11 protein-coding genes and 1 pseudogene are annotated in these 12,295 nt (G+C 58.0%); 9 read left to right on the plus strand and 3 right to left on the minus strand.

Annotated elements, in window-relative coordinates; translation table 11 throughout:
• Positions 1–58: 58 nt before the first annotated feature.
• On the minus strand, positions 59–196 hold the full coding sequence (locus U1R88_RS34890; protein WP_322435463.1) for a hypothetical protein: 138 nt from the start codon (positions 194–196) through the stop codon (positions 59–61).
• A gap of 711 nt (positions 197–907) precedes the next feature.
• Here U1R88_RS34890 and U1R88_RS34895 point away from each other — a divergent pair.
• On the plus strand, positions 908–2,287 hold the full coding sequence (locus U1R88_RS34895) for an MFS transporter (protein WP_322435464.1): 1,380 nt from the start codon (positions 908–910) through the stop codon (positions 2,285–2,287).
• A gap of 360 nt (positions 2,288–2,647) precedes the next feature.
• On the plus strand, positions 2,648–2,968 hold the full coding sequence (locus U1R88_RS34900) for a hypothetical protein (RefSeq protein ID WP_322435465.1): 321 nt from the start codon (positions 2,648–2,650) through the stop codon (positions 2,966–2,968).
• Between the two features lie 68 nt (positions 2,969–3,036).
• Here U1R88_RS34900 and bla read toward each other — a convergent pair whose 3' ends face one another.
• Entirely contained in the window at positions 3,037–3,921 is an 885-nt protein-coding gene (bla, locus tag U1R88_RS34905; RefSeq protein WP_322435466.1) for a class A beta-lactamase, read from the minus strand.
• Positions 3,922–4,886: 965 nt separating this feature from the next.
• Between bla and U1R88_RS34910 the strand changes: the two genes are divergently transcribed.
• From U1R88_RS34910 to U1R88_RS34930, 5 genes are all read left to right on the plus strand, one after another.
• Positions 4,887–5,651 carry an amino acid ABC transporter ATP-binding protein gene (locus U1R88_RS34910; protein WP_322435467.1) on the plus strand — a complete coding sequence of 255 codons (765 nt, stop codon included), beginning with the start codon at positions 4,887–4,889 and terminating at the stop codon, positions 5,649–5,651.
• Positions 5,648–6,292, plus strand: coding sequence for an amino acid ABC transporter permease (locus U1R88_RS34915; protein WP_322435468.1), 645 nt, complete (start codon positions 5,648–5,650; stop codon positions 6,290–6,292). The genes U1R88_RS34910 and U1R88_RS34915 overlap by 4 nt, the downstream gene beginning before the upstream one ends.
• Entirely contained in the window at positions 6,292–6,954 is a 663-nt protein-coding gene (locus tag U1R88_RS34920; protein WP_322435469.1) for an amino acid ABC transporter permease, read from the plus strand. The genes U1R88_RS34915 and U1R88_RS34920 overlap by 1 nt, the downstream gene beginning before the upstream one ends.
• A 56-nt stretch (positions 6,955–7,010) precedes the next feature.
• Positions 7,011–7,817, plus strand: coding sequence for an ABC transporter substrate-binding protein (locus U1R88_RS34925; protein WP_322435470.1), 807 nt, complete (start codon positions 7,011–7,013; stop codon positions 7,815–7,817).
• Between the two features lie 66 nt (positions 7,818–7,883).
• Entirely contained in the window at positions 7,884–8,618 is a 735-nt protein-coding gene (locus U1R88_RS34930; protein ID WP_322435471.1) for an aspartate/glutamate racemase family protein, read from the plus strand.
• A gap of 45 nt (positions 8,619–8,663) precedes the next feature.
• Here U1R88_RS34930 and U1R88_RS34935 read toward each other — a convergent pair whose 3' ends face one another.
• Entirely contained in the window at positions 8,664–9,650 is a 987-nt protein-coding gene (locus tag U1R88_RS34935; RefSeq protein ID WP_322435472.1) for a LysR substrate-binding domain-containing protein, read from the minus strand.
• 94 nt (positions 9,651–9,744) lie between these two features.
• On the opposite strand from U1R88_RS34935, the gene U1R88_RS34940 reads away from it, so the two are divergent.
• Positions 9,745–12,186 (plus strand): GcvT family protein, encoded by a 2,442-nt coding sequence (locus U1R88_RS34940; RefSeq protein ID WP_322435473.1) that lies wholly within the window; start codon positions 9,745–9,747, stop codon positions 12,184–12,186.
• 32 nt (positions 12,187–12,218) lie between these two features.
• Positions 12,219–12,295, plus strand: a pseudogene (locus U1R88_RS34945) (electron transfer flavoprotein subunit beta/FixA family protein); the annotation flags it as partial.

Genomic DNA, 12,295 nt, shown 5'->3' on the forward strand with positions numbered 1-12,295 from the left:
CGACCAGCCTTGGCACATCATCACCATCGGACGTCGCAATTGGGCCCGTGGGTTCTAATCAGCGCAGGTTGGTATTACTGGCAAATTCGTTCGGCATGATTTTCTTGGGACGCTTGACCAGTTTCCGCACGCCTAAAAAGGCGAATGGCATGAAGATGAAGGCACCCAACGACATCAAGGGGTCTTGGATGAGCATGACCGTGACAAGTCCCCGGACGCGCGTCAGGTTATCGTTGGGAGAGTGGAGACCAACCTGAGGTTATACCTTCCGTCATTTTTTCAGGCGAGTGATCGCGGACAAATCCATGTTATCAGTATTTTGTGTAGGTAAGATATAAAATACAAATTAGCCGACACGTGGATATTATCCACCCATTCCAGATAAAGGATGTATTTCCATGCGAATTTATGGTATTTCGGCACGGAATTCACGGGTGTTTCAAGTAAATCTAAGAATTCCTCTACGATTTATGGCCCGCGCGCGCACCTTCTCGCAAATCCTGCCGTACTATCCGATGATCAAATCTGGATCCGCGTCAACACCTAAACCTCCAGCCGGGGATGTAAGATAGCTCCCAATGGGCTGAACCAGGAGCATCGTTCCTCCTTCGCCTGTCACTCGATAGCCGGCCTCCTACGGCTCGATCAGAGTGTTTCACCCGGACAACCAGCCTTGTTGCATTAGCAGTAGATGCGAACGACTTATGCTGCGCATCCGCCTCCATGATCCAGGCCAACGGTTCGTGCACTCCCTATTTCGAACGACAGATCGAAACAGCTTTCAGCGAAAGCCGGTGGCACAACGGCCAGATGGCCAAAACCCTCCTTTGCGACCGCGGGACCTGCCGGATCCGCGGTAATGCATTGGCATCACCATCCAGTCTCAACAAATAAGAAGGGGAAACCGATGACATCGTTAGGTAATATAATAAAAACTACAGATATAAACGCAGATGATATCAAGGCGGCCGAATTCAAGAAACGGTTTATGTTGAGGATGGTTATCGTCCTCACTGGTGGAATGTTTCTAGACGGCTATATCCTAGGGATCGTCGGCCCGGTGACCGGGAAGATGACCGCCGAACTCGCGATTTCTCCGTTCTGGGAAGGTCTAATCGCGGCAGGCGCGCTGTTCGGCATATTGATAGGTGCCCCGTTGGGTGGCTGGGCGGGTGACAAGTTCGGCCGTAAACCATTGTTCATGCTCGATATGGCCCTGTTCCTCTTGACTTCCGTCATGCAGCTCTTCGTCGGCACCATGCAATTCTTCGTGGATTCACCGATGCAATTGTTCTTGGTGCGTCTGCTGATGGGCATTGCGATCGGTGCCGAATATTCGGTTGGCTGGCCATTGATGTCGGAATTCGCACCCGCCCGGCTACGTGGTCGGCTCATGGGCCTCACTCTCATTGCATGGTATGCTGGCTTCATGATTGCCTTTATCGTGGGTTATTTGCTGAACGAATACACCGACCTCGGCTGGCGCATGATCCTCGGCACGAGCACCCTGATTGCGATTGCCTTGTTCATTGGTCGGCTCGGGATGCCTGAATCACCGCGCTGGCTATGGAATCAAGGCCGCGCCGAGCAAGCACGGGTTATCGCAGATCGCTATCTGGAAAGTTCGGACGACGCGGCGGATATGGAGCACGAAGGAAAAAACCAAAAGGGTAGCTTTGGAACCCTGTTCTCCAGTCGATACTGGCGGGCTACCCTGTTCGTGTCAGGATTCTGGTTCTGCGCCGTCACACCTTACTTCGCAATCGCCACGTTTGCTGACAGTGTGCTGCAGAAATACGGCCTCAGCGGCGGATTGGCGGGTGGTATTGGACTCTCCATGGTTGCATTGGCTGGGAGTGTGATCGCCGTCCTGATGATCGAAAAATGTGGCCGCCGCACGCTAACCGTGCCGCCACAGTGGATCGCTACCGTCCCGCTTGCCGTTCTCGGCCTATGGGCAGGAGCGCCCCCGATCATCGTATTGATCCTGTTTCTCGTCTTCTCCTTTTTCAATGCCATATACAACACGCTGACCAGCATTTACCCTGGCGAGGTATTTCCGACCGAGATCCGTGGGATCGGCACCGGTTTCGCTGCTGCGGTCAGCCGAGTTGGAGCCGGTGTCGGCACCTTCCTGATGCCCTGGTCCATGACTAATCTGGGGGCTTCTGCAACCATGCTGATCGCCGCCGCCATTGCAGCCCTTGGGGCCGCGTTGTCGCAGTGGTTAGCCCCAGAGACCAGGGGCAAGAGCCTCAGCGAAACTGCCGCCGGCTTCTCGCATTGAAGCTGACGAAAGACGCTCGTCCAAGTGGTCATGCCCAATTGGCAAGAGGCGACAGCAAGCGCGCGCTTTCAGCGTTGAAAGCGCGCGTCCTTGTTGAAGGTCCGATCGGCAGTCGTCCGTGAAGAACTCGCAAACCGCTGATTTGGCGTTAGTTTTTTAGCTTGGCAAGTATTCGCGTTTGCCGGATTTCGTCGGTGTGGACGGCGATTTCCGGCAATTTGCATTGTTGTCCAGGGCGTGATTCCATCAGCTTGTCGAGGCGATGGCGGGGTCGATGATGCGGCCGAACGAGCGACGAGAGAGCGGACAAAACGACTTTTTCCGCTCGCGGCGTTGCTCGAGGAGTCGGAAGCCAAACGGATGACGGCCTCGAATATCCTTCGCTCGCTAATCCGGGAGATCGTGCTCACACCTGAGGGCGGTTCACTCCAGATCGATGTTCGCCAGGTCGTCGCCAACTGGCTGATCAAAGAGGAAATCGCAGATCCGGCACTCGCCAATCTGCTGACGCCAGCGGTGCATGGCCGACCTGATGAACCACAGCCACCGGCGCTGGAAGACCGAGAGCCGCAAGACGACGCCCGCACGGCCTTCATTGTCGCCCGCTACGAAGCGGGTACCCGCATGTTACCGGAGAAGTATTTGCGGTTCCGTCCCCTTCCCTCTCTTGCAGCAGCTTAGTGGCTTCCCTCGCCCAAAATCCGTAGAAAACGCCGTTATTTCGCACGATCAGTTGGCAGCCAGGTTGCTTACACTTCCGCGGCAACAATCCGGGCAACATCAGCCAGGATCGCCTCTTGTTCTTTGGTCGATGCCGGTGCCTCGCCGAGATAGGCCGCAACCACGATTGGATCACGACCGGGTGGAAACATCACCCCGATATCGTTGGTCGATATTCCGTCCCAGGTCCCCGGCTTATTTGCGATACGCCATCCCTCGGGTAATCCGACTCTAAGTCGCCTCGCGGCGGCATCTTTCGACTCAGTCATCCAATTCGTCAGCCGTCCTCGAGACGAGGATGACAGGGCGTCGCCGAGTATGACTCGCTGCAGCGTATTGGCCATGGCACGGGGCGAGGTGGTATCGTGCGTCTCTCCTGGCTTCACCACATTTAAATCCAACTCGACCTTATCGAGCCGGGTAACAACATCGCCCAGAGATCGCAGATAGGCCGTCAGCGCTCCGGGGCCACCAAAGCTTGCCAAAAGCAAATTCGCAGCAGTGCTGTCACTCACGACAGCTGCCGCTTCGCAAAGTTGCTCTATCGTCATGCCGTTCGCGAGATACGGCCTGGTCGCCTTGAACGGCTTTACGAGATCGCGTTCGGTAAAGAAAATTCGACGGCCGAGTTGCTCTTCGCCACGATCGACACGAGCGAGCGTGAAGGCGACGGCCAATGCTTTGAACGTGCTGCACATGGCAAAGCGTTCGTCGAGCCGGTTGCCGATCAGCTGGCCCGTTGCGGTATTCAACACAGCGACGCCAAGGCGGCCGCCACTACGGGTTTCGAGCCCCTTGAGCCGTGTTTCGACGCGTTTACGATTGCTATTGGCCTGGGCTTGAGTCCCCTGCACCCCCGCGAGGGCTATGATTGGGACCCTCAACGCAAAGCGACGCGTCACCAGAACAGACATTTCGTTTTATTTTCCGTTTTTCCCGGCGATAGATTCGTCGGCAACGCGGAAGGGATCTGAAAAGAAGATGGCGAAATTGCGCAATTCCCCGCCATCCTGCCCACAGTGGCGTGGAAGACCGAGAGGCTCCCGACTGTCTGTGGCGTCAACCTATCGGGGCGAAGCCCTGCGAGCGACCAGATGTTCCTGCTCCGAGACGGCAAGGTTCGGGAGGATGAGATCGACGAGTTCCTGCAGCGGCCTTCTTGTGGCGTCCTCGCTCTGCAAGCTGTAGCGCCCAAACCAGCAAGGGGGAACGGTTTCGGCACACGCGTCTCATCGCCAGGGCGACATCATGAAGCGCGCCACGAAGCATCCCGCCTCTCATTCTGGATACGCGTCCCGATAGATCGACCTCCCCGGACTGAAAGCAGCGCGATGTCAGGCCTGCCATGCAGAGGCCCAGTCACTCTCGGGCCTCAAGATGGGTGATGATCTATTAGCCACAACACTCCTGTAAATTCCTCATAGGCTCGCATTGAAATGTGCCGATGCTCCTGCCGCTCTAAGCACACATTACGGCGAGCGGCATCAACCGTCGACACGTCCGCCTGCAAGCGGACCATCACGCTCATCCAAAGTTCACTCGACTGGTGCAGTCCCCGTACCTAAGTCCCGAACTTCTGTCTGGAGAACGTCTCGGAATTCCGACGGAAAATGCATAACCTGAGGCTATGTATCAGTGCATTTTTTTCATACTCCGCTGCCACGACCGCTCATGCTACAACTCCCTTTAAGGAAAAATACAATACAAATAAAATAAAAAAACGATGAATTAAGACGAAAAACTTACAACATAGATTTATTTTTCTCTGCTGCTGAAATACAAGAGAAGGGGAGGACTTCGATGGAGAAAAATCCGCATCTATCTGTAAGTATTCTAGATAATTGCAGAAATTCTGCGCCAAATCTGGAATCTTAAGGCGATGCAAAAAGAGAATAACAGTCCACTCATCCGCCTCGATTCCCTCAGCAAACATTACGGAGCACTGACGGTCCTCAATAAAATCAATCTCGAGATAAAGTCAGGCGAAGTCCTTGCGATCATAGGCCCGAGCGGTTCAGGGAAAAGCACATTGCTCCGGTGCGTCAACTATCTGGAGCGACCGGACGGCGGCACGATCACCGTCGGGCCAACAACCATCGACGCCGCACGGCCTGTCTCCCGCGAAGAATTATCCGGTCTACGCCGACGTGTCGGCATGGTGTTCCAGTCCTTCAACCTCTTCCCACATATGTCGGTACTTCGGAATGTCAGCCTCCCTCAGGAACGAGTTCTAGGGCGAAAGCGCGCCGAGGCCGACGAGCGGTCGTTGCAATTGCTTAGCCGCGTCGGACTTGCCGATAAGGCATCCCAGTTTCCAGTCCGTTGTTCGGGTGGCCAGCAGCAGCGCATTGCAATCGCCCGCGCACTCGCGCTCGACCCGGAAGTGATGCTGTTCGACGAGCCGACCTCCGCTCTTGATCCTGAACTTGGGCTCGAAGTGCTCGCCGTCATGCGCACACTCGCGAACAGCGGCATGACGATGATTGTCGTGACGCATGAAATGGGATTTGCCGAGAACGTGTCCGATACGGTCATGATCATGGCAGACGGCCAGATCGTCGAAAAAGGCCCCTCGGCCCAAGTCATGCGTGATCCGCAGCATGAGCGGACGCAGCGGTTTCTGCGCGCGGTGCATGACCGATGAGCACGGCTTATATAACGGTCTTTCTCTGGGGCTTGGCCTGGACGGCAGCTTTGACCCTGGGCTCCTTCATCATCGGAGCGATATTGGGTGCGCCTTTCCTGGCGGCGCGCACGAACCGCCTGGCCCTGGTGCGCGTGCCAACCCTGATCGCCATCCAGATCATTCGGGCCATACCGCCGATGCTCTGGCTGTTCATCATCTTTTTCGGTATCGGCATGACCTATTTTCCGATCAGCCCCTTCGTGGCGGCCTTGTGCGGGCTCGGTCTGATCGCCGGCGCCAACATGGCGGAAATCTATCGCGGCGCGCTGAATGCCGTCCACGCCGGCCAATGGGAGGCATGTGCTGCGCTCGACCTCGGTCGCTGGTCGACCATGAAGGACATCATCGCTCCCCAGGCTCTGCGGGTGGCGATACCGACGACCGCCAGTTACCTCATCGGTCTCATGAAGGAGACCGCTGTCGCCTCAACCATAGGGGTGGCGGAACTCGCCTATCAGGGCAATCAGCTTTCGCAGTTGACGTATAGGGGCCTGGAAATCTTCGCCGTGGTCGGGCTCTTCTACATCTTGTTGAGCCTGCCGGTGGCCTGGCTTTCGCGCAAGGCGGATGCCGCCCTTCGAAGCAAGGTGGCGCGCTGATGTTTCCCACATATGACGAATTCATCTCTTGGATGCCGCAACTGCTGGCGGGCTTCTCCGTCAGCCTTCAGGTCACGGCCCTCAGCCTTCTTGTCGGGATTCCCTTCGGACTCCTGCTCGCCCTTGGCGTGATGGTCCGCAACAAGGCCGTGCGAGCGCTTTGCCTGTTCCTCGTCGAGGTGGGGCGCGGCGCGCCCGCGCTGGTGCTTTTGCAATTCATCTATTTCGGCTTACCCAGCCTGAACTTCACGATCGAATCATTCGCCGCGGCGATCATCGCCCTGGCCTGGAACACCGGCGCCTATACGAGCGAGATCATGCGGGCCAGCCTGTTGTCCATACCGCAGGGCCAGCGTGAAGCTTCCGAGGCGCTTTGCTTCACCCGAATAGACGAGTTGCGCTTCGTCCTCCTGCCTCAGAGTTTGCGAGTCGCCCTGCCGGCCCTGTTGGGATTTTCGATCCTTATCTTCCAGGGTACGTCGCTTTGCTTTGCAATCGCTCTGCCGGAACTGGTCAGCAGCGCCTACGAGATCGGCTCGACCACATTCCGGTACTTTCCAGCCCTTCTATGCGCCGGTGCGCTCTACGCCTGTGTCTCGATACCAGCCGCCCTCTTCGTAAGCCACGTTGAGAGGCGTGCGGGCCTCTATGCCCAACGTTAACCCGCATCGAAAGGAAGCCCAGCGTGCCTTCAATCAAATCAAAGGTTTACACGATCTTGACAGCTGCCGCCGGCTTGGCTGCCTGCGTGCAACTCGCGTCGGCGCAAGATTGCACGCCCAAGCACAAGTTCGCCACCATCACGCCCGGAACCCTGACCGTGGCCGTAACAACCTACGCGCCACATTCGTTCATGGACGAGACTGGTGCGATGAAAGGTATCGATGGAGACATCGCCGCCGATTTCGCCAAGAGAGAATGCCTGACGATAAAAGCCGTGGCTGTCGATCCTGCCGCAGCGATCCAGTATATCCTGTCTGGCCAGGCCGACATTACGACCGGCGATTGGTATCGCACCGCGGAAAGAGCAAAGGTCATGAACCTGTCCGCACCCCTCTATACAGACCAGATGGCGATCTATTCGAAGGAGGGTTTCAAGCAGGTCAAGGATCTGGAAGGCAAGAAGGTCGGCACCGTCCAGGGCTATCTCTGGGTCGCCGATCTGAAGACCTTGCTGGGATCCTCGCTGAAGCTCTATCCTAACTCGGTCAACATGCAGCAGGATTTGTTCGCGGGCCGTATCCAGCTTGCCGTCGACGGCTATTCCACCGGCGTCGTCGCCGCTCAGAAAGGCGCGTTGAAGGACGTCAAGGTCGAGATCGCCGCCCCCGATGATCGCGTCAAGGCCACGAAGGAAGCCGCTCAGGCCGCCTTCCCCTACTCTAAGAAGGCGACTGACCTTGGTGAGGCTCTGGATGCCGACATCGCGGCGATGCATCAGGACGGTACCATCGTCAAGATCCTGAAGTCCTACGGCCTCGACGGCACCGCAGCCGATACCGGCGCTCCGCGCCTGGTTCAATAATCAGGCCGGGGGAGCAGGAGCATTTTCCGCTCCCCTCATCTTTCAGACGATACCGAGACGATAACGATGAGTGTGTACAAGGTCCGGCGCAGGTCCCAGTCCTGGTACGGCGAGCAGATCGGCATCCTCATACTGGATGCCGCCTATCCCTGCATTCCCGGCAATGTCGGCAACGCAACCACCTATGACTATCCCGTGCGGTTCCAGGAGGTGCGTGGCGCTTCCATCGAACGGTTGCTGAACCAGCGCGATCCGGCTCTGGAGGAAGCTTTCGTGGAAGCCGCGGTCGAGTTGAGGGACAGGGGGGTCCGGGCCATCACCGGTGCCTGCGGGTTCATGGCCTATTTCCAAGAGGAGGTGGCGGCAGCGGTCGACGTTCCGGTCTTCCTGTCCAGCCTCATGCAGATACCCTTCATGCATGCACTTTGCGGCGGCAGTGTCGGTATCATAACGGCCGACGCCTCGCGCCTTACGCAACGGCACTTTTCAGCCTGCTCGGTACCCGGCGACATTCCCCTGGCGATCGCCGGCATGGAGGGCCAGAGGGAATTTCGTGAGGCCATTCTCGAAGAAAAGGGTACGCTGGACTCTGCCGAGATCGAACGCGAAGTCATCGAGGTCGCCAGCGAATTGGTAGCGCAACATCCCCAAGTGCGTTCCATCCTCTTGGAATGCAGCGATCTGCCGCCCTATGCGCATGCCGTGCAGGCAGCGACCGGGCGGCCGGTTTTCGACTTCATCACGATGATCAACTATGTCCAGCAGAGCCTTGTTCATCGTTCGTATGTCGGCAACATGTAGGGTGCGGAACCCCGGCCATACGCACCATCCGGCGCCGCCGGACCACTATTCCTTTACCTCGGGCGCGATCGAGGAGGAAGCGCTCCATGCATTCGCGGATGTTCCGCCGTTCATGCGAATGGGTGCGTCCGCGTTCTGCTGGAGCAGCCAGTCCCGAAACAGCATGGCCGCTGGTTTGGCGGGACGTTGTGCGGGCATGATGAGATAGACTGCCTGCCCCGAACGGTGCACGGCATCGATCGGGTAGATGAGACGTGCCGCCTCGACATGGTCATGGACGAGATGCTTCCAGCCGAGCGCTATGCCTTGGCCAAGGACCGCGGCTTCGATCGATCCGAGAGCATCGGTAAAAACGAAATCCTGCCGAAGCCGCGGCAAAGGCACGCCCTGATGTGTAAGCCATTCCCGCCATCCCAGGCGCGTACGATGCCGTTCCTCGAAATGCAGAAGCGGGTGGCTCAGTAGATCAGCGGGCGTCTCGATGGCGCCATGATCCCGCAAATACTCCGCATTGCAGACCGGCGCGACTTCCTCGGTCACGAAATGCCATGCTTCCAGCCCCGGCCACTTGCCGTTGCCCAGCCTCGCGGAAATATCGATATCCTCTTCGTTGAGGTCCTGGTCGTCGCGGCTGCTTTCTTCGATACGCAGGACAATATCCGGATGCCGGGACTTGAAATCCTTCAGGCGCGGCAAAAGCCATAGCTGCACGAAGGAAGCGGAAAACGACACTCTGACCGTGTCGTTCGAATGCCTGGTTCTCAGCGACGTCAGCACCATGTGCAGGTGATCGAAGGTCTGCTGTGTTTCCTTATAGAATCTGTGTCCTTCAGCGGTGAGTTCCAGGCGCGCATTTTCACGTCTGAACAGTTTCAAGCCGGTAGCCTCTTCCAGAAGCTTGATCGTCTTGCTGACCGCTGGCTGCGATACGTTCAGCTCTTGGGCGGCAGCTGTGAAACTTCTTCGCCGCGCCGCAGCTTCAAAGACGAACAGGTAATTCGCGGAGGGGACCAGGGATCGCAGTCTGTGCATGAATTGAAGTTATGCTTTGGTGCATTTTTTTGCAACGTCACAAACGGCGAATGGCTTTGTAGTCTCACATGAAATCTTATTGGGATCGGTATTCATGCAGACTCATGCTCGAGCGGTCGTTATCGGTGGCGGCTGTGTTGGCGCCGCCATTTTATATGGCCTGACCAAGCGGGGTTGGACCGATGTCGCGCTGCTGGAACGCACGCAGCTGACGGCTGGCTCGACCTGGCATGCCGCCGGGCTCATTCCTTCCTATGCCCGCAGCATCAATATCGGGCGCATGATCGCCAAGACGATCGAAATTTACGAGCAGTTGGAAGCCGAAACAGGGCAGCATGTCGGCTGGCACAAATGCGGTCAGCTCCGGGTCGCCAACACGCGCGATCGCCTCGATGAATACAAGAGCTACATGAGTGTGGCCGAGGTCCAGGGGATCCGGGCAGAGTTGCTGACCCCGCAGGAAATCAAGGCGCTCTGGCCGCTGCTGGAGAACAATCATGAGATGCTGGGTGCGCTCTATCATCCCGATGACGGGCATATCGCGCCCGCCGACGTGACCCAGGCCATGGCCAAGGGTGCTCGTGACCGCGGTGCCAAGGTCCATCTCAACACCGAAGTGCGCGGCTTCGAGCGTCTCGCAAGCGGTGAATGGAAAGTTCTGACGAACAAGGGCGAGATCGTCTGCGAACATATCATTTCCGCGACCGGCAACTATGCCCGGCAGACCGGCGCGATGCTGGGGCTGGAGATTCCAGCCATTCCGATCCTTCATCAGTACTGGATCACCGATGCCGTTCCGGAGATCGTGGATCGCAAGCGACAGGGCCTGCGGGAAATGCCGATCCTGCGCGACGAGGCCTTCGAAGGCTATCTGCGCGAAGAGGGCGACGGCCTGATGTTCGGTCCCTATGAGAAGACCGAGCATCTCAAGCTCTTCGCCGAGAATGGCGTTCCCGAGTGGTTCGGGGCCGATCTCGTCGAGGAGGATTTCGACGCTGTGGCATGGAATTGGGAGCGCGCAATGGACCTCGTTCCAGCGCTCGGCCGGGTCGGCATCAAGGCGAATGTGCGCGGCCCCTTCCAGATGACGGCCGACGAATTGCCGCTGATGGGACCTGCCTGGGGACTGGAAAATGTCTGGCTCGCCGAAGGCGTGCCGGGAGGTATCCTCTGGGGAGGTGCCATCGGCTACTACCTCTCCGAGCGGATCATCGAGGGCGGAAACAGCCTGGATACATCCGAACTGGATCCGCGCAGGTTCGGCGACTATGCCAACAAGGAGTGGACACGCCACAAGGTCCGCGAGAGCTGGGGCACTCATGCCGAGCAGCACTATCCGGGGCAGGACATGCCTGCCGCCCGCCCGCAGAAGACCGCTCCCTCCTATGACATCCTTACCGGGCGTGGCGCCGTCTGGAGTGTCCTGAATGGCTGGGAAATGCCGAACTGGTTCGCGCCGGCGGGGGTAGAGGCCCAGGATCAGTACAGCTGGCGCTGGACCGAGAAGGGAAAATATGTCGGCGAAGAGGTCCATGCCGTGCGCAATGGCGTCGGCCTGGTCGAGATGACACCGATGACAAAGTTCGAGGTGTCCGGTCCCGCAGCCGAAAGGTGGCTCGACAGCATTCTCGCCAATCGCCTGCCTAAGACGGGGCGAGTCAATCTTGGCCATCATCTGACGCGGTCGGGTGGGGTGCAGGCCGAGTACGTCGTTGCGCGGCTTGCCGACGACATGTTCTACCTGGTTTCGACGCCTAGGGCCGAGCGCTGGAATTTCGATGACCTGTCCCGGCTCCTGCCCAAGGACGGCAGCGTGCAACTGCGGAACGTAACCAACGAGCGCGGTTGCTTCACGATCGTCGGACCGAAAGCACGCGATGTGCTTCAGGAACTCACCGAGATCGATCTTACCAACGAGGCCTTTGCCTGGTTCAGCGTCAGGTCCGGCACGGTCGGCCTTGCAAGCGACGTTCGCCTGCTGCGCGTCAATTACGAGGGTGAGCTTGGCTGGGAACTTTATCACCCGCTCTGCTACCAACGCCACCTTCTTGAGGCTTTGCTGAAGGCAGGCGAGCCGCATGGCTTGCGACTGGTTGGCCTGCACGCGCTTGAATCGCTGCGGCTGGAGAAATCCTATCGCGCCATGTATCGCGACATGAATCCAGAATTGACGGCCTGGGAAAGCAGCCTGGATCGTTTCATCCGGCTCGACAAAGCCGATTTCATTGGCCGCGAGGCACTCATCCGCCAGAAAGAACAGGGCATCCGCCGGCGTTCCGTCACGATTTCCATCGACACCGATGGAGCAAGTTCCCTCATCCACGAAGGCGTCTATCACGCCGGAAAGCTTGTCGGTCGCATCACCTCGGGCGGCTATGCCTATACGCTCGGGCACGACATAGCCTTCGCGCTGCTGCCGGAGGAGCTGACCCATCCAGGTACGAAGCTCGAAGTACCGATCCTGGGCGACATGCGCACGGCGCAGGTGATTTCAGAGTCGCCCTATGATCCTCAAGGCCTTCGCAGCCGCATGTAATGTCGCGGAATCCGAACTCAGGAAATCAAAGAATGAAAGTTCTCGTGCCCGTGAAGCGGGTGGTCGACTACAATGTGAAGATCCGCGTGAAGGCCGATGGGTCTGGTGT

The sequence above is a fragment of the Labrys sedimenti genome, assembly GCF_034424805.1.
Classification (GTDB): domain Bacteria; phylum Pseudomonadota; class Alphaproteobacteria; order Rhizobiales; family Labraceae; genus Labrys; species Labrys sedimenti.